The organism is Halorutilus salinus, from assembly GCF_026242195.1.
Taxonomy (GTDB): Archaea; Halobacteriota; Halobacteria; order Halobacteriales; family Halorutilaceae; genus Halorutilus; species Halorutilus salinus.
Genome location: NZ_RKLV01000004.1, coordinates 62,977 through 85,544, shown reverse-complemented (window position 1 = coordinate 85,544; position 22,568 = coordinate 62,977). Strand labels below are relative to the sequence as shown.

21 protein-coding genes are annotated in these 22,568 nt (G+C 60.5%); 13 read left to right on the top strand and 8 right to left on the bottom strand.

Annotated elements, in window-relative coordinates; genetic code table 11:
• Positions 1–5: 5 nt before the first annotated feature.
• Entirely contained in the window at positions 6–2,210 is a 2,205-nt protein-coding gene (locus EGH25_RS05025) for a (Fe-S)-binding protein (protein WP_266086554.1), read from the bottom strand.
• 122 nt (positions 2,211–2,332) lie between these two features.
• Between EGH25_RS05025 and EGH25_RS05020 the strand changes: the two genes are divergently transcribed.
• From EGH25_RS05020 to EGH25_RS04995, 6 genes are all read left to right on the top strand, one after another.
• Entirely contained in the window at positions 2,333–3,127 is a 795-nt protein-coding gene (locus EGH25_RS05020) for an electron transfer flavoprotein subunit beta/FixA family protein (RefSeq protein WP_266086553.1), read from the top strand.
• Entirely contained in the window at positions 3,127–4,092 is a 966-nt protein-coding gene (locus tag EGH25_RS05015; RefSeq protein WP_266086552.1) for an electron transfer flavoprotein subunit alpha/FixB family protein, read from the top strand. Before EGH25_RS05020 ends, EGH25_RS05015 begins: the two co-directional genes overlap by 1 nt.
• A gap of 151 nt (positions 4,093–4,243) precedes the next feature.
• Entirely contained in the window at positions 4,244–4,546 is a 303-nt protein-coding gene (locus tag EGH25_RS05010; protein WP_266086551.1) for a UPF0175 family protein, read from the top strand.
• The gene (locus tag EGH25_RS05005) at positions 4,543–5,049 is read left to right on the top strand and encodes a PIN domain-containing protein (RefSeq protein ID WP_266086550.1); all 507 of its coding nucleotides are present in this window, start codon (positions 4,543–4,545) and stop codon (positions 5,047–5,049) included. Before EGH25_RS05010 ends, EGH25_RS05005 begins: the two co-directional genes overlap by 4 nt.
• A 90-nt stretch (positions 5,050–5,139) precedes the next feature.
• Positions 5,140–7,119: a 3-hydroxyacyl-CoA dehydrogenase/enoyl-CoA hydratase family protein gene (locus tag EGH25_RS05000; protein ID WP_266086549.1), complete on the top strand. Its 1,980-nt coding sequence runs from the start codon at positions 5,140–5,142 to the stop codon at positions 7,117–7,119.
• A 61-nt stretch (positions 7,120–7,180) separates the two neighbouring features.
• On the top strand, positions 7,181–7,858 hold the full coding sequence (locus EGH25_RS04995; RefSeq protein WP_266086548.1) for a TIGR00266 family protein: 678 nt from the start codon (positions 7,181–7,183) through the stop codon (positions 7,856–7,858).
• Between the two features lie 15 nt (positions 7,859–7,873).
• Here EGH25_RS04995 and EGH25_RS04990 read toward each other — a convergent pair whose 3' ends face one another.
• Both EGH25_RS04990 and EGH25_RS12100 read right to left on the bottom strand, forming a co-directional pair.
• On the bottom strand, positions 7,874–10,174 hold the full coding sequence (locus tag EGH25_RS04990) for an efflux RND transporter permease subunit (protein ID WP_266086547.1): 2,301 nt from the start codon (positions 10,172–10,174) through the stop codon (positions 7,874–7,876).
• The gene (locus EGH25_RS12100; protein WP_266086546.1) at positions 10,171–11,760 is read right to left on the bottom strand and encodes a COG1361 S-layer family protein; all 1,590 of its coding nucleotides are present in this window, start codon (positions 11,758–11,760) and stop codon (positions 10,171–10,173) included. The genes EGH25_RS04990 and EGH25_RS12100 overlap by 4 nt, the downstream gene beginning before the upstream one ends.
• Before the next feature lie 244 nt (positions 11,761–12,004).
• Here EGH25_RS12100 and EGH25_RS04980 point away from each other — a divergent pair, with 244 nt between their 5' ends.
• Positions 12,005–12,196 (top strand): YgaP family membrane protein, encoded by a 192-nt coding sequence (locus EGH25_RS04980; protein WP_266086545.1) that lies wholly within the window; start codon positions 12,005–12,007, stop codon positions 12,194–12,196.
• Here the strand turns inward: EGH25_RS04980 and EGH25_RS04975 are convergent.
• Positions 12,193–12,516 carry a hypothetical protein gene (locus EGH25_RS04975; RefSeq protein WP_266086544.1) on the bottom strand — a complete coding sequence of 108 codons (324 nt, stop codon included), beginning with the start codon at positions 12,514–12,516 and terminating at the stop codon, positions 12,193–12,195. The two genes, EGH25_RS04980 and EGH25_RS04975, sit on opposite strands and share 4 nt — an antisense overlap.
• 94 nt (positions 12,517–12,610) lie before the next feature.
• On the opposite strand from EGH25_RS04975, the gene EGH25_RS04970 reads away from it, so the two are divergent.
• The 4 genes from EGH25_RS04970 to EGH25_RS04955 all read left to right on the top strand — a co-directional run bounded on the left by EGH25_RS04970 (position 12,611) and on the right by EGH25_RS04955 (position 17,740).
• A complete protein-coding gene (locus tag EGH25_RS04970; protein ID WP_266086543.1) occupies positions 12,611–13,759 on the top strand; it encodes an acyl-CoA dehydrogenase family protein in 1,149 nt (382 codons plus the stop codon).
• An 807-nt stretch (positions 13,760–14,566) separates the two neighbouring features.
• Positions 14,567–15,664, top strand: coding sequence for a mandelate racemase/muconate lactonizing enzyme family protein (locus tag EGH25_RS04965; protein WP_266086542.1), 1,098 nt, complete (start codon positions 14,567–14,569; stop codon positions 15,662–15,664).
• A gap of 93 nt (positions 15,665–15,757) precedes the next feature.
• Positions 15,758–16,414 (top strand): hypothetical protein, encoded by a 657-nt coding sequence (locus EGH25_RS04960; protein WP_266086541.1) that lies wholly within the window; start codon positions 15,758–15,760, stop codon positions 16,412–16,414.
• Between the two features lie 141 nt (positions 16,415–16,555).
• Positions 16,556–17,740 (top strand): acyl-CoA dehydrogenase family protein, encoded by a 1,185-nt coding sequence (locus EGH25_RS04955; RefSeq protein WP_266086540.1) that lies wholly within the window; start codon positions 16,556–16,558, stop codon positions 17,738–17,740.
• Between the two features lie 6 nt (positions 17,741–17,746).
• On the opposite strand, the gene EGH25_RS04950 is transcribed toward EGH25_RS04955, so the two are convergent.
• The 4 genes from EGH25_RS04950 to EGH25_RS04935 form a co-directional block, all read right to left on the bottom strand.
• Complete coding sequence (locus EGH25_RS04950; RefSeq protein WP_266086539.1) at positions 17,747–18,205, bottom strand: hypothetical protein; 459 nt, start codon at positions 18,203–18,205, stop codon at positions 17,747–17,749.
• A 306-nt stretch (positions 18,206–18,511) separates the two neighbouring features.
• Positions 18,512–19,405: a haloalkane dehalogenase gene (locus tag EGH25_RS04945; RefSeq protein WP_266086538.1), complete on the bottom strand. Its 894-nt coding sequence runs from the start codon at positions 19,403–19,405 to the stop codon at positions 18,512–18,514.
• 50 nt (positions 19,406–19,455) lie between these two features.
• Entirely contained in the window at positions 19,456–19,740 is a 285-nt protein-coding gene (locus EGH25_RS04940; RefSeq protein ID WP_266086537.1) for a hypothetical protein, read from the bottom strand.
• A 41-nt stretch (positions 19,741–19,781) separates the two neighbouring features.
• The gene (locus EGH25_RS04935; protein ID WP_266086536.1) at positions 19,782–21,467 is read right to left on the bottom strand and encodes a class I adenylate-forming enzyme family protein; all 1,686 of its coding nucleotides are present in this window, start codon (positions 21,465–21,467) and stop codon (positions 19,782–19,784) included.
• Positions 21,468–21,588: 121 nt separating this feature from the next.
• Between EGH25_RS04935 and EGH25_RS04930 the strand changes: the two genes are divergently transcribed.
• Together EGH25_RS04930 and EGH25_RS04925 are read left to right on the top strand one after the other, a co-directional pair.
• Entirely contained in the window at positions 21,589–21,843 is a 255-nt protein-coding gene (locus tag EGH25_RS04930) for an MTH865 family protein (protein WP_266086535.1), read from the top strand.
• A gap of 75 nt (positions 21,844–21,918) precedes the next feature.
• Positions 21,919–22,551, top strand: a complete 633-nt coding sequence (locus tag EGH25_RS04925) for a halocyanin domain-containing protein (protein WP_266086534.1) — start codon at positions 21,919–21,921, stop codon at positions 22,549–22,551.
• Positions 22,552–22,568 lie beyond the last annotated feature (17 nt).

Here is a 22,568-nt window from a genome sequence, read left to right as displayed (position 1 = left end):
CGTCGTCAGGCGTCCCCGTCTTCCTCGCGCCTACCGCCGTCCGCCGCCAGCTGAGCCTTCCCCTTCGCCTCTATCGCATCGACAAGGAGTTCGTTTATATCGGTTATCTCTATCTCCTCCTCGTATCCGCCCGTCTTACGTCCGTCCTCGTACATCGTCATACACATCGGGCACGCGACGACGAACTTCTCGACCGCGTTTCCTGCGTCGGTGTCCTCAAGCGCCTCACGTAGACGTTCCTCGCTCGGCTTCTCCTCCTCGTCTATGTCAGCCCAGAGACCCCCTCCGCCGCCGCCACAGCAGAACGAGTTCGAGCGGTTACGCGGCATCTCGTTCAGGTCACACCCCGTGGCGCGTACGATGTCGCGCGGTGCCTCGTACTCGTCGTTGAACCTGCCGAGATGGCACGGGTCGTGGTAGGTTACGGTGTAGTCGAGTTCGTCGCCGTTGAGGTCGAGCGCGCCGTCGTTGACGAGCTTCTCGACGACCTGAGTGTAATGGAAGACGCGTCCGTCGCCGTCCCATCCGAACTGGTCGTACTCGTTCTTGAACGTGTTGTACGAATGCGGGTCGGTGCAGACGACCTTGTCGAATCCTGCGTCCTCAAACGCAGAGATATTGTCCTCTGCGAGCATCTCGTAAAGACCCTCTTCTCCGACGCGGCGCACGTCGTTTCCGTCGTTCTGCTCGTCCTCGTACAGTATTCCGTAAGAGACATCCGACTCCTCCAGAATCGTCGCCATCGAACGCGCGACCTTCTGGTTCCTCTCGTCGTAAGACGGGTAGTCGCCGACGTACCAGAGGTACTCGACATCCTCCTCGCGCGCGTCCGGGATCTCGAATCCCAGCTCCTCCGTCCATTCGGGACGTTTGCGTTCGGGGTCGCCGAAAGCGTTGCCGTTCTGGAAGATGTTCATCATCGCCTCCTGTATGCTTTCGTCCATCTGTCCCGACTCCGTAAGGCGGCGGTTCATCTCCGTAAACTGGGGCACGTGTTCGATCTCGACGGGGCAGGCGTCCATACACGCGGTGCACGACATACACGCGTCCATGCTTTCGGGGTCGATGACGCTCTCCTCCTCGCGCGAGACGATAGGCATCTCCTCCTGTCCGTTCCTTTCGAGTTCTTCGCGGTACTGCTTTAGATCGAGTATAACGTTGCGGGGGTCGAGGTTCCTTCCCGAAGCGTTCGCAGGACAGACCGCCGTACAACGACCGCACTTGGTACACGCGTCGTGGTCGAGGAGATGTTTCCACGAGAAGTCATCGATGCTCTTGTAGCCTATCTCCTCGGGTCCGAGGTCGGGGTCGACGGGCTGTAGACGCCTCTTAGCGTCGTCGTCGCGTGCCACGACGTTTGCGAACGACGATATCATATGGAACGGCTTTGCGTAAGGTATCCATGCCACGAAGCCGAGCGCGAGCAAGGAGTGCGACCACCACGCGAGCGGGTAGAGGCTCTGCGCCGCCTCGGCTGTCAGCCCCGTGTCGAGGACGAGAGCCACCGAGTAGCTAACGAAGCTCACGACCGTGAAGTCGATGAACTCGCCCTGAGTACCGAGGTTCTGCGTTCCAACGATACGTAACGCCGTCAGGAGGTAGCCGCCGACACCGAGGAAGAACAGCGTCCATATGAACAGGTCGTCCTCAAGCGCCCTGAGCATCTCGCGCGGTCCGTCGAACTCCTTACGCGTATGCTTGTGCCACAGACGTTCGTCGCGTTTCGCGTAACGTTTGTACAGTGCGAGCGAAACACCCGCAACGAACAGAAGACCTACGGCGTCGGCGGCGAACTGGTACGACAGCCAGAAGTCGCCAACCCAGAACGAACGACCGAAGACGCGCCTCAGAACCTGCTCGTCTATCGCAAGTATCGTCGTCGCTATCAGAAGACCGAGGAAGCCCCACATGATGAACGTATGCATGATACCCGCGTACAGATCCTGGTAGAACTGCTTCTCGTTCGAACCTACGATGCTCACGGCGTTCCTGATACGCTGAGGGATGTTGTCGAGGCGCGGCGTCTTCTCCTCCTGACCCTCGGAGTACCTGCTGAAACGCCTGTAAACACCGTACAGAAGAAGGGCTATAGCCACGAGTGCGAGACCGTAGAAGATGTAGTAACCCGTATCGCTTATAAGCCAGAAGTTCTCACGGCATATCTTGTCCAAGCACTCCGTCTGAGTCGGTCCTGCCGCCAACGGTTGCATGTGACAAACCATGACACGGCATAGCATAAGTCTTAGGTCTTACGAAGTCGTAAACTCCTCTCACCGGGCGAGACGTTTTCGAAAGTATTTATTTCCGAAGATACGTCATACTCTCACACACTATGAAGATACTAGTGACAGTGAAGGAGGTAGCGGAGCCGGAGGACGACTTCGAGATCTCCGGGTTAGAGATAGACGAGAAGTTCCTAGAGTACGATCTGAACGAGTGGGACGACTACGCCGTCGAGGAAGCCGTACAGCTAAAGGAGGAGAACGACGAGGTCGAAGAGGTCATTGCCGTAACCATCGGGCCCGAGCGCTCAGAGGAGACTATAAGGATGGCGCTCGCAAAGGGCGCAGACCGCGCCGTACGCGTCTGGGACGACGCCTTCGAGGCGGGCGAGGTACTCGACCCCAACGCAAAGGCTGATATCTTCGCCGCCGTTGCGGAGGAGGAGGATCCCGACATCGTCTTCACGGGCGTACAGGCGGACGACGACTCCATCGGCGGCACGGGCGTCGCGCTCGCCGACGATCTCGGCTTCCAGTGGGCGGCTGTCGTCAACTCGTTCGAGTACGACCTCGACGAGGGCGTGGCGAACGTCCACCGTGAACTCGAAGGCGGTGTTGAGGAGGTCACCGAGGTCGACGCACCCGCCGTCTTCACCATACAGACGGGGATCAACGAACCGCGTTACGCGAGCCTTCGCGGTATCAGACAGGCGCAGAGCAAGGAGATAGCCCCCAAGACGCTCGACGACCTCGGTCTTGACGCCTCGGCTGTCGAGACGCCTATAGGAATCAACGACATGTACGAGCCTGAGACGGAGTCGGACGCCGAGTACATCGAGGGAAGCCCGGAGGAGATGGCGCAGGGTGTCGCTGAGGTTCTCAAGAACAAGGGGGTGGCTGAGTAATGTCCGATGTACTCGCCATCTCGGAGCACAGACAGGGCGAACTACGCGACGCGAGCTACGAGGTCGTGACAGCGGGGCGCGAACTCGCCGACGAGACGGGCGGCGACCTACATCTCGGAGTTATCGGCGGCGACGTTGACACGTACGCCGACGAGCTAAACCTCGAAGGCGTCGACGCGATCCACACGGTCGACGAGGGCGACGAGTTCAACCACGATGTCTACACACAGACGACCGAACAGCTCTTCGACGCCACGGGGGCTTCGTACCTGCTTGTTCCCCACACGGTCAACGGCATGGACTACGCGCCCGCCGTCGCGGGGAAGACCGACGTTCCCGTCGTCACCGACGCGATCGGTATCGCACACAACGGCGCGCTTGAGATCACGCGCGAAATGTACAGCTCTAAGGTCGAGACCACGGTCGATGTCGACTCCGACGAGGCGATAGTCACGACGCGCCCCGCGGAATGGGAAGCTACAGAGACGGACGGCGACGCGTCGGTCGAGGCGTTCGACGTAGAGATAGATCAAGACGCTGTCGGCTCCACAGTCACGGGGTTCGAGGAGGCGGCGGGCGGCGATGTCGACCTCGGCGAGTCGGAGTTCATCGTCTCCATCGGACGCGGAATCGACGAGGAGGACAACCTCGATCTCATCGAGGAACTCGCCGACACCGTCGGTGCCGACCTCGGCTCCTCGCGCCCTCTCGTCGACAACGGCTGGCTACCCAAGAACCGTCAGGTCGGTCAGTCCGGAAAGGTCGTCACGCCGGATGTCTACATAGCTATCGGCATATCCGGCGCTGTACAGCACGTCGCGGGGATGAAGGGCGCTGACACGATCATCGCTATCAACACCGACCCCAGCGCGCCCATCTACGACATAGCCGACTACGGCGTCGTCGGCGACCTGTTCGAGGTCGTTCCCCAACTCATAGAGGAGTTCGGCGGCACGCCTCCCTGACGATCCCCCTGAACAACGACGCGTGTAGATCGGGGTCGTCCCTCAGCCGTCGACCACACCACGGCGACGGGTTCGAAGGAGGCTAATACCGCGTGATGTCCTCCGTCGGCGGACAGCTTTATAGCCGTCTACGTCGTAGTACGACGTAAACATGACTACTGTAAGCGCGCGTGTACCCGACGAAGACGAGGACGAACTCGACGAGGTAGCCGAACTTCTCGGAGAGGACAGGAGTTCGGTCATAAGGAAGGCTCTGCGCGAAGGTCTCGAAGAGATACGTGTACGCGTCGCGGTCGAGAGGTATCAGTGGGGGGAGGTATCCGTAAACGAGGCGGCGCGGATCGCCGGCGTGAGTCTCGCCGAATGGCTGGAGATAGCGCGCGAACGCAACCTGACCACTCAGCTCAAGACCGACGACCTCGAACGGGATGCCGACACCGCTCTCAAAGTATGAGGATCTACGTCGACGCGACGACGGTTATCTCCCTCGGCACCGCTGGCGAACTCGAACTTCTCACAAAGCTTGACGGCGAGCCGGTCGTTCCGCCAACCGTTCTCGAAGAGGTTACGACGGAGCCTGCGCACGCCAACGTCGAAACGTCTCCGGAGCACGGCGAACTGAAGATGGCTGAGACGTACGAGGGAAAGGTCGACAGAGCACGCGAGATTCTGGATGAGAACGAAGAGAACGGCGACGTACAAATAGTCGCCGGCGTACTGGCAAACGACGACACGGCGGTTGTCTCCGACGACCGGCGCGTCAGAACCGTCTCGGACGGTCTCGGCGCTACCGTCACGGGTACGGTCGGCGTGGTCGTACGTGCCGTCAATGAGGGAATGCCCGTAGACGAAGCCAAGGACACCGTTAGACGCCTCGACGGAAACGGACTCCATCTGACCGCAGAGCTACGTGAGAAGGCGTACGCGCTTATCGAAAGAGCCGGGTCGTCGGCGTAAAGACGAACAGTAACGTTTCGACGCACGTCGATACACCGACCCGACCACTCAGGCAGTTTTATTACAGACAACCGCCATGTTCGTCCCGCTATGGAACTAGACGACGTAGACACCATCGCAGTCCTCGGTGCGGGCGCGATGGGGCACGGAATAGCTGAGGTCGCGGCGCTCGCGGGGTACAACGTCAACCTGCGCGATATCAAGGACGAGTTCGTACAGAACGGCTACGACGAGATAGAGTGGAGCCTCGGAAAGCTCGCCGAGAAGGATCAGATTACGGACGACGACGCCGACGCGGCGCTCGACCGTGTGACCCCCATCGTCGAGATGGAGGAGGCGGTCGGCGACGCCGACTTCGTGATAGAGGCGGTTCCCGAAAAGATGGAGATAAAACGCGATGTCTGGGGCGAGGCGGACGAGCACGCGCCCGACGAGGCGGTCTTCGCAACCAACACGTCGTCGCTCTCGATCACGGATATCTCCGAGGCGACCGACCGTCCGGAGTCGTTCTGCGGTATGCATTTCTTCAACCCGCCCATACGTATGGATCTCGTCGAGGTGATAAGGGGCAACCACACGAGCGACGGGACTATGGATATCACGGAGCAACTCGCCGAGGAGTTCGGCAAGACGCCCGTCCGTGTACGTAAGGACTCGCCCGGCTTCATCGTCAACCGCGCGCTCGTCCCTCTGATGAACGAGGTTGCTTGGCTCGTAGGTGAGGGCGAGTACGGTATAGAGACGGTCGACTCGACATCGAAGTACGGCATGGGTCTACCCATGGGTTCGTTCGAACTCGCAGACTACGTCGGCATCGACGTTTCGTACGACGTTCTGGAGTACATACACGATGTTCTCGGCGACGCCTACGAACCCGCGCCCCTGATGCGCGAGAAGGTCGAGAACGAGGAGCTTGGACAGAAGACCGACAAGGGCTTCTACGACTACACCGACGGGGGCGAGGGTGTCGACATACCGAGCGACGAGATAGACGACGACCTGACGGAGCTACTCACCGCCGTCATGGCGAACGAGGTCGCAAAGCTCGTCGGCGAGGACGTTGCGGACGCGGGTGAGATAGACGAGGCTGTCAAGCTCGGCGCGGCTTTCCCCGACGGTCCGGCGAAGATCGCCGACGACCATGGTCTCGAACCCCTCCTCGACACGTTACAGGAGCGTTACGAGGAGACGGGCGAACCGCGTTACGAACCCTCGGAACACTTCGTCGAGATAGTCGAGGAGGACGGCGCTTTCTACGGCGAGGCTGATGAGGACGAGGCTCTCGAATACGACAACATCTCGGTCGAGATAGACGGACACGTCGGGCACGTCGTCCTCGACCGTCCGCACAGGATGAACACGATCAACCTCGAACTCATAGACGAACTCGACGCCGTTATAGATGAGTTCGAGAAAGAAGAGCACGACGTGCGGTGTATGCTCATAACGGGCGCGGGCGACAAGGCGTTCTCGGCGGGCGCGGACGTACAGAGCACCGCGGCGGGTGGCGCGGACAAGATGAAGGGCATGGATCTGTCGCGCGACGGCAAGGAGACCTTTGGTAGGCTCGAAGAGGCGTCGTTCCCCGTCGTCGCCGCTGTGGACGGCTTCTGCCTCGGCGGCGGCTTCGAACTCGCGTGTTGCGCAGACATGCGTATCGCCTCCGAACGTTCCGAACTCGGTCTTCCGGAGCACAACCTCGGTCTCCTACCCGGATGGGGGGGTACACAACGCCTCCAGCGTCTCGTCGGAATGGGACGCGCCAAGGAGATAGTCTTCACCGCCGACCGTTTCGACCCCGAAACGATGTACGACTACGGATTCATCAACGAGGTCGTCGACAACGAGGAGTTCGAGGATCGCGCTTGGGAACTCGCGCGCGACCTCGCCAGCGGTCCGCCTATCTCGCAGGCGCTCACGAAACGCGCTATGATTGAAGGCTGGGAGGACACGGGTGCAGGACTCGAACTCGAAACGCAGGCGTTCGGACATCTGCTCGACACCGACGACCTGACCGAGGGCGTCATGGCGTTCATGCAGGACCGCGAACCCGAGTTCGAGGGCGAGTAACCCTAACGCGTTTTTTGGCTTACGCCACATACTTTTTTATCCTGCGCGTAGAAAGACCGTCATGGAAGTTGAGTTCAAGCACCGTCCGTCTTTCACGCATATAGTCGTACAGCTAAACCGGGGCGAGTCTATCTCCGCCGAACCCGGCGCTCTCGTCGGACATTCGTCGAACGTCTCCGTGAACACGACGACCTCGCGCGACGGTCTCGTTAGCTCTGCGAAGTCGATGCTCGGCGGCGAGTCGGCTTTCGTAAACGAGTTCGTCGCAGAGGGCGGCGCGGGCGAGGTAGAGCTTTCGCCGCCGACGCCGGGCGACATCATGCAACACCAGCTCGAAGACGAGACGCTGTACGCCGCCGACGGGGCTTTCCTCGCCGCCTCAGACGGTGTTGATATAGACTCGGAGATAGGCGGCGTCAAGTCGATGATAGGCGGCGCGGGGTTAACACCTCTCGCGCTCAAAGGGACGGGTACGGCCTTCGTCGACGCGTACGGCGGTCTCGAAACACTCGATCTCGGCGCTGGCGAGACGTACACCCTCGACAACGCCAACCTCGTCGCGTGGGACGACTCCGTGGAGTTTAGCACGCGCCGTGTCGGCGACCTCAAGTCGTCGCTTCTGAGTGGCGAAGGTCTCGTCTTCGACTTCGAAGGTCCGGGACGCGCGTGGTACCAGACGCGCGACTTCGAGGCTCTCGCCGACGCGTTAAAGCCGTACCTGCCTACCAACGGTCAGTAGAGGTGACAGAGGGCGTTATATCCTGCACCGCTCGCCGTCGCGCACCATCGTAACCGCGGTCAGAACCGCGGGGAGTATAACGAACGTCGCAACGAGCGATGTGAGTATGACGAGGACGACCGTCTTTCCGAAGTTCGACAGCACGGGGAAACGCGAGAGGACGAGTACGCCGAACCCCGCCATCGTCGTTATGCTTGAACCCAGAACCGGACGCGCTAACTTTTCGAGCGAAGTAACCACGGCTTCGACCGACGACGCGCCGGCGAGCGCCTCCTCCTCAAACCTCTCGTAGACGTGTATACCGTAGTCTATTCCGACACCGAGCGCCATCGACGACATCGTGACCGTGAGAGGGTTCCACGGTATACCCAAGACGTACATCGCGCCCGTTACCATGAGCGCGGCGCTTGCGGCTACACCCGCGATGAGTACGACGGCGACACGCGCCGACCAGAACGCTAACGTCAGGAAGATTAGACCGAGACCGAAGCTAAGGAGCGTCATGGGCGTCAGACCCGCGGTGACGTTCTCTATGACGTTTCTGTTGAGAACCGGCTTACCCGTTACGCGCACCTCGTCGTCGAGAACCGTCCGCGCGTTACCGTCGAACTCGTCGATCAGCGTCCGAACCTCCGAACCCGAAACGTCGTTGACGTAGAAAGAAAGGACGAGATGGGTCGGTTCGTCGACCGTACCCGCGTCGAAGGGCGAATCCGCCGCCGCCTCGCGGAGCGCCCCGTCCAGACCTGCGTTCGTACCCGGAACAGTCCCGTTGTTGACGAGCTTTACGCGTTCCACGGGGCTATCGACGTAGTTTACGTTGGGGTTCTGGAGCATCACCCGTTGGTAATCGGAGAGTTCGCGGAACCTCTCCGGCGTGTACACGTCGCCACCCTCAACGACGACGTACATAACCTTGGGACTCTCGACGTTTTCCTCAAGATACGTCAGGTCGTTCTTCTCTTCGAGATCCTGGGGCCAGAAATCCATCATCTCCTGCTTAGGCTCGACCTGAGGGTACGCCCAAGCGCCGCTCAGAACGACGAGGAGCATCACGAGTATGGTCAGGTTAGGTCTACGGCAGACCGTCCCGCCGAGTCTGCGGAGCAACGACTCTATAACACCGTCGTCTTCCTGCCCCGCTCCTTCGCGTCCTCCGTCGGTGTCCTCGGCGTCGAACGTCGCGAGGAGTGCAGGGAGAAAAGTCACCGAAAACGCCATGCTCGCCGCCACGCTCGAAGCGCTCGTGACACCGAACTGACGGACGGGCGGAACCTCGGAGACGAAAAGCGAGCCGAGACCTATCGCCGTCGTGCCCATGGCGAGAAGAACCGCCTTTCCCGTCGTCCGTGAAGTAATCCCTGCGGCGTCGACGGGAGACCCTCCAGCCCGTCGCTCCTCTATGTAACGCGTCTGAACCTGAAGACCGTAGTCGATACCCAGACCGAGAGCGATAGGCATGACACCGAGCATGATGGCGTTGAAGTCGTAGTTGAGGATGCCCATGACGCCCATCATGACGACGAGTGCGAGCATCGCGGTTCCGAGAGGCATCAGAACCTCCCTGCCGCGTTTCAGCCTACCGCGCATGATGAGGTAGACGACGACGAGTATGACGGTGAACGAACCCCCGAACAGCATGACCATCTCAGGTAGCATCAGACCGAAGGCGGCGTTCTCAAAGACGGGCTGTCCCGTCACCGTCGCCGTCGTTCCGGGCGGGAGTTCGACGAACCCCGTCTCGTCGCGGAACTCCGAGTAGATGACATCCGAACCGCGTGTAGGCATAAACCCACCCGTGTTGAGCGTACCGACGTTTCCGTACGGCGCAAGAAGCACCGTCATGTCGTTACGCGGCACGAGGTTGTCGACGAGTTCCTCGTTGCCGGAGTCGGCGAACCTTTTGACCGCCCTCTCTACGCCCGCGCTCGTTTCGGGTATACCGCCGTCGCCCCCTGCACGTACAACGTCCGCGAGGCTTACCACGGTTCGTACGTCGTCGATAGACGAGTAACGTCCGTCGAGCCTGTCGACCGCCCGTACGGTAGCCGGGTCGTAGAGGCTGTCGGACTCGACGATGACGAAGACGTTGTTCCCTTCGTCGAACTCCTCCTTGAGGTACGACCAGTCCTCCCACGTCTCGGAACCGTCGTCTATGTACAGATCCATGCCCATTTGCATCTGAACCGACGATACCGCGGCTCCGGCTGAGAGCACGACGACGAGGGCGACGGCTACGAAGACGGCGCGGCGTTCCTCGACCGACGCGCGACCGATCCTTTCGAGGGTATCCAAGACGCGATCCTCTACGCTCATGCGAACAGGCTTAGGAGTCTACCTATCAGACCGACCGAACCCTCCACCTCGACGGGTGCCTTCTTGACATCTGTCACGACCTTGTCGCCGAAGGCGTTGTCGTACTTGATTACTGTATCGACGGAGTAGGTCTTGGGCGTCGCGCCCCCCTCGACGCTAACGCGGTACGTGACGTTCGTCGACCCACCCGGTTCGAGATCGCCGAGGTACGCCGTGTCATCGTCGGTCGAGAACGGCGAGTCAACGTTTATACGCGCAACGGCGTCACGTAACGCGCCTTCGCCCGTGTTCTTCACCCTGAACCCGACAGTCTTCGTACCGCCCGCATTCAACGTCGGTGTTCCCGTCACCGAGAAGTCGCGTTCGCCCTCTATCCCGACCGAGTCGGTGGCTACGTCCGACGTACGTGTCTCGTTGAACCTGTCCTGATACTCGACGTTCCCCTCGACGGGGTAGCTCTGTGCGACGGCACGGTCGCTCACCTCGACACGGAAAGATGCTGTCGCAGACTCACCCGGCGCGAGGCTTCCGAGTGACGCCTTGTTCGAGACGGGCTGGAAGGGCGGGCTTTCGTGTAGCACGAACCGTGCGTTCTCGACCGATGTACCCCCCACGTTCGTCACAGTCACATGGACAGCGCCGACAGAGTCGACGTACATCGCCTCAGCCTCCGCGTCGGCGGAGAAGTCGGCGTCACCCGCTACATCGGCACCCGCGGTCTCCACCCCTGTCTCACGCGTCACGCCGTTTTCGTCCTCGTATCCGAGAGCGAACTTAGCCGCTCCTTCACCTTCGGTGTACGAGTCGCCGACGGAGACACGGAAAGAAGCCGTCGCCGTCTCGTAGGGGGCGAGGTCGCCGACGTACTTCGAACCGTCGCGCGCCTCGAAAGGCGGCGACCTGATCAGACGCAGACGCGCGTTACGCGCCGTCTCGTCGCCGTCGTTACGCACCGTCGCTGTCAACAGACCGTCGTCGCCCGCACGTAGACCGTCGCCGCGCGCGCTCAGAACGTCGAGGTCGACGGACTCTTCGACACGGATACGCACAGTCTCGCGCTCCGTTTGGTCGCTCCTGAGTATCTCGAAGGATCTGCTTTCGCCGAGGCTGTCGGAGACTGCGAAGCTAACGTACTCGTAGTCGAAGGAGACGGGAACATCGTAGACACCCGGCTCGGCGTCCTCGTCGATCTCTAACGTAAGACCGACCGTCGACGAACCGCGCGGCGTCACCGTTCCGACGGTCTGCACGCCGGTGTGTATGTCAAACGGCGCTCCGCCGTCTTCGAACTCCGCCACGGCACCTATCGCCGCGCCGGGAGTATCGACCGACTCGACGCCCGTGAAATGCGACGGCGGAGCGCGCGCCCCGCCGACGTAGCTACCACGGTTCTGTACCGTCACCTTCAGAGTTACCGTCTCACCCGCTTCGACGACGTTCTCGCCCTCGACGTTGGGAACGAGATCCGGATCCTCGTACCTCGTCACCGACTCGCCTGCACCAGCCGCTGTACCTGACAGAGCCAACGCGAGCGCCACGGTCAGCACCGCCAGCCGTAGACGTTTCGTTCGGATTATATTGTACACAGTACGCAATATTAGGTACGGGTTCGTATAAAGCTGTCGGGGTTTCGGTGCGCCGATCCTGCGCGCGATTCCTCCCGTACGCCGCGTCCTTCGTCTTCCGGTACGTACCCGCCCCCGGTACGTACCTGCTTCTCAGTACGTACCTACCCCCGATACGTATCCGTCTCCGGTACGCGGTACCTACCCTAACCTTCGCCGAGGCGCAAGAGTTATGTGGTACTGCTTAGTATTGTGGTTATAACACATGTCTGGCAGAAAAGAACGTTTCGTCAGAGCCGTCGCGGGCACCGTCATACTGATAGGATTCGTACTCGGATGGTTCGTAAACGACCTGTTCTTCCTAATACACGTCTTCGCGGGGCTGAACCTCCTCCAGAGTTCTGTGACGGGTTTCTGTCCGCCCGAGAAGATATACGAAAGACTGTTCGCCGGCTAACGGCGCGCTTCGAGGCTGTCGACGGCGGTCTCGGCGTCCGTCTTTAGCCACTCGCCGTCCGTGTCGCGTTTCTTAATCACGAACTTTTCCTCTCCCGAACGACGTATCTCGACCTCTACGACATCGGGATCTACGTCGGCGACAGGTGTTTCGCGGTAGCCGTCGCCGACGAGATCCTCTGCGCAGTCGGCGCACGCGTAGCTCACGATTTCGAGAACGGGCTGTCCGTACGAGTCGGTGCTACGTTCCGTCAGAAGCGTCTCCGCGCCGCGGTCGCCGCACTCCTCGCATGTCTTTGCTCTAACTGTTTCTGCGTCCACTACCGTACATACGTGCTCCGTGCATATCAACCTAACCGATGGCGTGGGACGCGACCACCGAAACGCAGAATAGCCGTCCGTCCAAACACCACGTATGGAGTTCTCACTCTCTACGGAGCAGAAGCAGATACGCGACACCGTCGCCGAGTTCGTCGACGAAGAGGTCGTCCCGCGCGCCGCCGAGATAGATGCCGAGGACGAGTTTCCGCGCGACCTCGTCGACGAGATGGCGTCGCTCGGTCTCATGGGAATGCCGTTCCCCGAGGAGTGGGGCGGCGCGGGACTCGACTACCACTCGTACGTTATAGGCGTCGAGGAGATCTCGCGCGGTAGCGGCGGTCTGGGTACCGTCGTCGCCGCGCATACATCGCTCGCCGGAGGGATGGTCTACGACTTCGGCGACGACCGCCAGCGCGAAGAGTACCTCGCACCTCTTGCGCGCGGAGACGAGGTAGGAGCCTTCGCGCTCTCAGAGGCGGGCGCGGGAAGCGACGTGCCCGCGATGGAGACGACCGCGAACCGCGAGGGGGACGAGTACATCATAGACGGCGGAAAGCTCTGGATCTCGAACGGTAGCGTCGCCGACACCGTCGTAGTCTTCGCAAAGACAGACGAGGACGCCGGAAAGGGCGGCATATCGTCGTTCGTCGTACGTCCCGACGAGGATGAGGGCTTCATCGTCGAAGGAACAGAGGACAAGCTGGGAGACAAGGGATGCCCGACCGCGGAGCTACGTTTCGACGGTCTCCGCGTCCCGGCGTCACGCAGACTCGGCGACGAGGGCGACGGACTCGTGCAGGCGCTCAAAACGCTAAACAAGGGACGTATCACCATAGCCGCGCGGTCGGTCGGTATAGCGCGCGCCGCACTAGACGCGGCGTTCGACTACGCACACGAGCGCGAGCAGTTCGGTCAGTCTATCGCCGAGTTTCAGGCGATACAGCACAAGCTCGCCGACATGGACACGAAGGTCAACGCGGCGAAGATGCTAACCCACCGCGCCGCGGACAGGTACGGGGACGGCGAGGAGTTTGTAAAGGAGTCGGCGCAGGCGAAGCTCTACGCCTCCGAGGTCTCGCGCGAGGTGGCGAACGAGGGTGTGCAGATACACGGCGGCTACGGCTACGTCAAGGACTTCCCCGCCGAACGTTTCCTGAGGGACGCCAAGATAAACGAAATCTACGAAGGAACGAGCGAGGTTCTGAGGAACACGATCGCCGGCCGTATGGCTGAACGGCGTTAGCTACCGTATAGGCTCCACGAGTATATGCTCGTACGTTAGTTCGGGTATACGTCTGTTCCCCGCCTTTTCATACCGTATCAGACCGTTCTCAAGTTCTGCGTAGCCGTCTACTGGAACGATTCTGAGGCTGACGAGGGCGTTCAGATAGCTACGGTGGTTGACATCCTCACCCGCCTAAAGTCGGGTGAATCCCACGTTGGGAATTTAAGATTTCCAACCGACACAACCTTATCAGGTGTCTCCACCGTTCACGGTTATATCGGTTCGTGGCTGTGCCAAACAGCCGTTACTCCTATCTTCCGTAGGAGGAGTCTGAGTTATCCTTTTACCGTGTTTTGATGAAGTCTTCACAGTACAGTTTTCAGAATGTACCTTCACAACCTCTTTCGGATACTGCCTCGTTACTTCGGGCGGACAAGCCGCCTCCGTAGGTCAGTTGACCTGACTGTAACTAAATTCCTGACTATATTAAGGCTAACGGTTAGTTGAATCGTTCGACGGATTCATCCCGCGTTCAGAAATCGAAGGTTTCTGAGTAAGCAAATCTCTGATTTGCATACACCTAAAGGCGGGTGTATTCTCCTGTACTATCTATAACTCACGCGGTCAGACGGTTCACATCGATAAGTACAGGAATGGTGATAAGGTTGACACGGAGGAGTTAGAGCACATCACCACCGTGTACGAAGCCCAACAGTATGTTGAAGACAACTGGCGCAGTCTAGCCGAGTTTCATTTCGACGGATAGGGTCAGTAAGTCCTCCGCCGAGCGGTAGGAACTATATACTGCGGCGTCTGTTTAGATACATGCGCATAACCGGCGTTACACAGCACCACGCGGAGAACGCACTCGACGGCTCGTACAGACCGACATGGATACCCGGCTACCCGCAGGCGACGAACGAGGCTGAGGTAATCGAGGTTGAGACAGACAACGGCACCGTCGGGTACGCCGCGTCGCCGTCTTTCGCGGGCGGTATCGGGTACGAGGAACAGCTTTCTCTCTTCCTCGTCGGAAAGGATCCCCACGAGCTCGGCTCCGTACGCCGAGGTCTGGAGACGTTCGACCTTCTGGGACCCCGTCCGTGGCACGTCGAGATGGCGTTATGGGACATAATCGGCAAGGACGCGGGGAAGCCCGTCTACGAACTCCTCGGCGGGACGAACCGCGAGATACGCGCGTATGCGTCGACGGGCGAGCACAAGGGCGTCGACGAACGTCTTGCGTACGTTGAGGAACGCGTCTCCGAGGGGTTCGAGGCGGTCAAGCTCCGTCTGGGACGTGACGACATAGAGGACGACCTGCGTGTCGCCCACCGCGTCAGTGACGAGTTCCCCGACCTGACCCTGATGGCGGACGCAAACATGGGATGGAAGGCGCGCGTCGTCGACGAGGGGCGTACGTGGACGTTCTCGGAGGCTCTCCGCGTCGCGCGCGAGCTCGACGCGCTCGGCTTCGAATGGCTCGAAGAACCCCTCGGCAGGCACGACTACGCCGGATACGCGCGTCTACGTGAGAAGACGGATATCGCTATCGCGGGCGGCGAGTTCACCGACGGCGTACACGAACTACGTGAGATGCTCCGTAACGACGCCCTCGACATCGTACAGCCCGACTGCTCGGTAGCGTGCGGTCTGGGACAGGCGAAGAGCATCGCCGACGAGGCGGAACGCGCCGGCGTACGTTACACGCCCCATTCGTGGACAAACGGTCTGGGTCTCGTCGCCAACCTACATATAGCCTCCGCGACCGACGCGCGGTGGTTCGAGTATCCGTACGAACCGCCGTTCGATCCGGGGGCGCGCGACTTCCTGCTTGACGAACCACTGCTTCACGACGACGGACGCGTCTCTCCACCCGACGAACCGGGTCTCGGTGTGGATATAGACCTCGGTGACGACTAAAAAGCGCGTACCGGCTCCGTCCGTTTTCTGACCCCTCTATCAAAACAAAAAGCTTACGTTCGACCGTCCTTCTGACCTAAGTAAGAGGACAGTATGGGTGACGATACGACACACACGTACCTGTTGCTGGGGATCGGAGGCGTTCTTTCGTTTGTAGCCGTGGGACAGAAACCGGGCGGAACACAGCTGGTGACGGCGTCGACGGCGTTCGTAGCCTTTCTCGTCGGCTTAGTAAAGATGTACGTCGACGGTCGGTACGAGACCGATGGGGACGCGGGCGGTTTGTCGGGCTATCTGCGTCCGGTCGGCGCTTCTCTTGTCTTCCTCTCCACGTTTCTTCCCTACCTTCCTCTTCCGTTTGACCGCGGTGTCACACGAGAGCCGTACAGCTTTGCCGAGGTCGTAGTCGCGCTCGCTTCGGGCGCGGGGGTTGAGGGAAGTCTGAGTATCGTAATCTTTGCCGCCGTCGTCTTCGCGGGAGCCGCGGCTTCCCTGCTACATTACACCGGCGGGTACGTCGTTCTGTTCGGTGTCGCGGGCTACGGATACGTCGTCTCGCTCGTCATGGAGATGAGCGTACTCACGGTACTCCTCACGGAGTTCCGTTCCGGTACCTACGTCGCTACCGCAGGTGCGCTCCTCGTGATCCTTTCCTCTCTCATACGGAAGCCACCCAAAGCCGAAACCGACACCGACAGGAGGTTTGTACACCAAACCGAACTGTACAGCCGTAGAAAGCCCGACAGGTGAGGGTCGGGGTTCGACCGCCGAGGTAAACGCGTATCAACCCGTTCGTGGTTGTCTATTTTCCGGGGACGGCATCCCTTTCGGTGCCCCGGTTACCGGAGAAAAACCAAAACTGTATTACCGTGTGGCAACCATACACAAGGTATGGATTTCAACTTCGTAGAGTCCGACGAGCACAAGATGATCCGCGAAACCGTAGAGGATATCGCGGACGACTACGACGACGAGTACTGGCGCGACGTTGAGGAGGGCATGTGGCCCGAGGAGTTCTGGCAGGACTGCGCAGACGCCGGATTCCTCGGCACCATGGTCTCTGAGGAGTACGGCGGTCAGGAGATGGGTCTGGAGGAGTTCGGTATGATCACCGAGGAGTTCGCCGCCAACGGATGTCTCGGAGTCGAACTCCTGTTTGTCGTGAACATAGTCTTCGGCGCCGTGACCCTCGACGAAAACGGCACAGAGGAACAGAAGGAGGAGTACCTACCGGGTCTCGTCGACGGCGACCTCAACTGGGCGATGGCTCTCACGGAGCCAAACGCGGGACACAACGCCCCTAACATGGACACGTTCGCCGAGCCACAGGGCGACGGAACCTTCATCATAGACGGCTCGAAGCAGTGGATAAGCGGTGTCGAAAGGGCGGATCAGATGCTCCTCGCCGCACGGACAACGCCCGTGGAAGAGGCGACAAAGAGAACGATGGGCGTCACGCTCTTCTTGGTCGACCCGCAGGATCCCGCGATCGAGCGCCGCGAACTCGACGTCGGGATTCCCACGCCCGAAAAGCAGTTCACCCTCGACATAGAGGGGTACGAGGCACATGAAGAAGACATAATCGGCACACAGGAGATGGGTCTGTACCAGCTCATGGCTGACACGGTCAACCCCGAACGTCTCGTGAGCGCCTCCGGAGCCATAGGCGTCGGACGTTGCGCGCTCGAACGCGGTATCGACTACTCTAAGAACCGCGAGGTATTCGACGGGCCGATAGCGCAGTACCAAGCCATACAGCATCCTATCGCACAGAAGTACGCCGAGCTACAGGGCGCACAGAAGCTGGTTCGTCAGGCTATGCAGATGCACGACGAGGGCTACGACAAGAAGAAGGTTGGCGAGTTCTCCAACCTCGCAAACCTCCGCGCGAGCGCCGTCGGTCACGAAGCCGCTGACGTTGCGCTTCAGGCACACGGCGGAAACGGATTTTCGCGCGAGTACGCCGTCATAGAGATGTGGAAGGGTACGCGTCTCGCAAGAACCGCGCCGGGTTCGGAGGAGATGATGAGAAACTTCGTAGCCGAGCATACGCTCGACATGCCGCGTTCGTACTGACCGTTCTCACCAGACCGTCCCTACGCCGCGTAACATAACACCGAAGACGGGAGCGACAACCATGACGTACACGAGAGCGGACAGACCCCAGTCCCTCGCTATACCTCTTCTTCTACCTTTCTCAACCGACGAGAGACGTAGAGGCACCAAGACGAAGAATCCGACCATACCGATGTACAGGACGACCGTTGCGAGAACCGCCTCGGCGATCGGCGGCACGGACGCCAACGAACCGATAACGAGGTAGAGGTACGCGTACAGAACCCCGGAGCCTGCGCCCGCGAAGTAGTGTACGAAACCCGACAGGCGTTCGGACGAAACGTCAGGGTGGGTTTCTGTTAGTACACCCGCCGCAACCCTCGGCGGTGTTCCGCCCTCCGGAAGCCGTCTCATCGCCAAGTCCATTCCCAGGGTCGCAACCAAGCCCGCGACGACACCGAGCGGGAGGATCACCGTATCTGTCATCGTCTACTTGTGACGCCGTCGCGTTATCATAGCCACGGTGGAACGACACGCATTTGTATTATTAGGTAAACCTAAAAACATGGCGAGGGCGAGAAAGACGAAAGAGGTTCCGGACGCGACAAGCTCAAACTACAGGACGCGAACACCGGCATGCGAGGAGGACACGGACGGTGCTAAGGGGGCGATGGTCTGATGGGACCACGCTCCAAACGCGGTCAGATGTGGGCATGGGTATACATGAACGTCTCCGAGGACGGCGAGGACGAAAACGACGACGGGTAGCCGTCCCGAAACTCCGGCTACCGGTTACGTCCTCTCGACGAACTCTACGATATGCTGAGCGACGCGTTCGCCAGCGTCCTCCTGCAGGAAATGACCCGCGTTCTCCACACGTATATCGGGCTGTTCGTCGGCGGTCGGTATGAGCGCGCGTAGGTCGTCGCGTGCGGGACCCGTAATCGGATCCGAGTCGGAGAAGAGGACGAAGGCGGGCTTGTCCCAGTCGCTCAGGAGTTCGCGCGTCTCCGCCACCTCGTCCGCTCCGGGGTCGTCGGTTGAGGTCGGAACGCGTAGGGGAAGGGCGAGCGCACCCGCTTGGTACGAAGCGTCGGGGAACGGCGCTTCGTAGCCAGCCTTGACCTCGTCGCTCAGATCCGAAACGCATCCCGCGTCTACCATGAATCCAAGGGGTAGTTCGTCCGCGCCCGCGACGAAGTCACGGAACTGCTTCCATTCGTCGGGCATACCGGCGCTACCGTCCTGAAGACCCGTGTTCATAGGCACGAGACGCGCGAAACGTTCGGGGTTACGCGCCGCGACGCTCAAGCCGAGTATGCCGCCCCAGTCCTGACAGACGAGCGTGACGTCCGTCAGGTCGAGTTCGTGGACGAAGGACCCGACGGCGTCGTACTCCGACGCGAACGTGTACTCCTCCTCGTCCTCGAACTTGTCCGAACGTCCGAACCCCGGCAGGTCGGGGACGACGACGCGCCCCTTCTCGGCGAGCGTCGGTACCATCTTACGGTAGAGGTACGACCATGTGGGTTCGCCGTGGAGGCACAGGAACGTCTCGTCGCCGTCGCCCTCGTCGACATACGCGACGCGTGTCTTCTCTTCGCCCGTCTCCACGTCGACGTACTCGGCGTCGTAGCCGTATCCTTGCAGGTTCTCGAAGCGGTCGTCGGGTGTACGTAGAGCCATGGATCGAAGACGCCGGGCGTGCGGAAAAGGCTTCTGCGCCCTCCGCGCGGCTAACTCAAAACGCGTTGTCGCCCATCGCGCTCGACGCGGAGACGTAGACGGCACCGTATGCAGACACCACCCGCGTCGGTCACGCGTCTTCCGCCGACGCGCCGACAGTGCTTGACGCTCATCGCCGTCTCGCGTTCGCCGCGCCCGCAGAGGACGCAGTCGTCGTCCCACCGCAGGCGTCCGAGGCACGCGGTGCAGAGAAACGCAGTATCGATGACACGTCCGTCCTTCTCGAAAAGCGCCTGACGCGTCTCGCGTTCAGCGCGACAGTTACCGCATCGCATGTACGTGTTACGAGGCGCGCGCTTATATTCTTTCTACCGCGCTAAAGCTCTTCGCTCGATTCGAGCGCACCGTCGACACGATCCTCAGCCTTGTCTTCGAGCTTGTACCGCTGAACCTTCTGTGTCGCGCTCCTCGGTAGCTCGTCGACGAAGAAGATACGCCGCGGGTGTGCGTACCGCGCCGTATGCTCCAACGAGAACTCACGTAGCCCTTCCTCCGTGATGTCGACGCCCTCCTCGACGCCTTCTTCGAGTACGACGAAAGCGACGGGCGCTTCGCCCTTGATCTCGTGGGGCGCGGCGACGACCGCCGCCTCTGCGACATCCGGATGTTCGTAAAGACCGTTCTCGACCTCCGCGGGATAGATGTTCTCACCCCCAGCGATAATCATGTCGTCCGCCCTATCGACCATCCAGAGGTAGCCGTCGGAGTCGACGCGCGCGATGTCCTCAGTGTAGAACCAGCCCTCGTCGTCGAAGACGGCGTCGTTCTTACGGGGGAGTTTGAAGTACCCCTCGAATATCTGTGGTCCTCGCACCGCAATCTCACCCGTCACGCTGTCCTCGTCGTCGAAGTCGAGCGTACCCTTCGCCATCCCTGCGGGTTCGAGGTCTTCGGGCGCGACACGGACCTCGTCGCGGTTTTCGGGATGGACGAGCTTTATTTCGAGGTTGGGCACGGGCGCTCCGACACACCCCGCCTCCTTCTGTACACCGCGCGGAGGTTCGACGCATCCCGCGGGACCCGTCTCCGTCATACCCCAGCCTTCGGCGACGGAGACGTTCCACTCCGTCTCTATCTTCTCAACCGTGTCCTCGGCGAGCGGCGCGGCGGCGCAGATCGCGTAGTCGAGCGACGAAACGTCGTAGTCGTCGGGGTTCTTCTCGTACTCACGGAACATCATGTTGTACATCGCGGGGACACCCGCGAACGCCGTGAGTTCGTTGTCCTCGATAGCGTTGAGCATCAGCGTCGGGTTAGGGACGCCCTGCATCACCATGCTACCGCCGACGTACAGGAAGCTACCCATGAGTGCGTTCAGACCGTAGATATGGAACAGCGGCAGTATGAGGAGTATGGAGTCATCGGGGTCGATGGGAAGACCGCCGCTTGAGTACGACTCTATCGTCGTAAGCAGGTTCTCATGCGTCAGAAGCACGCCCTTGGGATCGCCGGTCGTCCCGCTCGTGTACGGCTGTACCGCAACGTCGTCGAACTCGCGCTCCGGACGGTCGAGTTCGGCGCTCGCCTCCTCCACGACACCGTCGTAGTCGACGACATCGACGCCGTCGGGCGCGTCGTCGCTCCCGCCCGGTAGCATGACGGTCGAAACGTCCGCCTCCGCGGCGATATCCTCTGCGCTCCCGCCCGGAACCTTGTCGGACGCTATCATCACGTCCACCTCGGCGTTGTCGACGACGTAGACCATCGAGTCGGGATCCATACGCAGGTTGATCGGAACCGCGACACCGCCCGCCTTGACCGCCCCGAAGTACGCAGGCGGGAACTGGAGCGTGTTCGGCACAAACAGACCGACGCGGTCACCGGGTTCGACGCCCTCCGCAATCAGGGCGTTCGCAACCTTCTTCGACCTCTCCTCCAACCCCTCGTACGTGATCTCCTGTCCGTAGCTCGTGCGGAAAGCCGTCCTGTCGCCGTACCGGTACGCCCCCATCTCCGGTACGTCACCGAGATGGCTCAGACGTTCTCCGTCATGGTATTCCATACCACAGACGGGACAAGAGCCGTGATAAATCTTGCTTTCTAACGGACGCCTCCGAAAACGAGTATAAACTCATACGTCGTTTAATAAACGGTTATTAATGTGAGACCTACTTCTTATGCACATGGTTGACAAAGACGACCTGAGACAACAGCTTATAGACGCGTTCGAAGGAGCCGACTTCCCCGTAAACAGCCCCATGGATCTCGTTCCGGCGCTTCCCGAGGGTCCCGAAACCGAGTTCTCGTCGGGCGACTTCTCGATGACGGCGATGGAGCTTAACACGCAGGCGGGCGGTCAGCAGGACTTCCCGTACGACGACGTTGAGGAGCTCGTCGGCGACATAATGGACGGTCTCGAAGACGAAGACTACATCTAATCCGACGGTTCGGTTCTCGGATTTTTTATAAACGTTAATATGGTGCGACCGGATAGCCTACTACAGGTGTAAACCATGGACAGAAGAAAGTTCGTTAAGTTCACAGGCGTTGCGGCGGCGGCAGGAGTAACCGGATGTCTCGGTGGCGGTGGAGACGACGGCGGCGACGGTAACGAAACCGACGACGGCGGAGACAACGGCGACGGCGGCAACGGCGGCGGTGGCGACACGACCGCAGGACAGGACGGCAACTACTCCGACATGACCGGACAGGGCGAGGTTGAGGTCGATGTCGGAGCGGGTCCGAGCGGCTACAAGTTCGACCCGGCTGATGTCAGGGTCGACCCCGGTACGACTGTGCGCTGGGTATGGACGGGACGCGGTAGCCAGCACAACGTCGTTCAGTCGGACGGAACCGAAACCGTCAGCGACCCGATGTTCGAGAGCGAACTCGTCGCCACGGAAGGTAACGAGTTCACGTACACGTTCGAGGAGTCGGGCACGTACGACTACGTCTGCTCCGTACATCTCGCACAGGACATGGTCGGTAGCGTCGAGGTCGTCGAAGGTGAAGGCGGAGGCGACGGCGGCAACGAAACCGACACCGACACCGGCAACGGTGGCATGAACGGCGACATGAACGGAACCGACGGCGGCAACGGCGGCGGTAACGAGTCCGACGGCGGTAGCGGTAACGAGTCGATGTAAAGCCGGCGTAGTAGCTA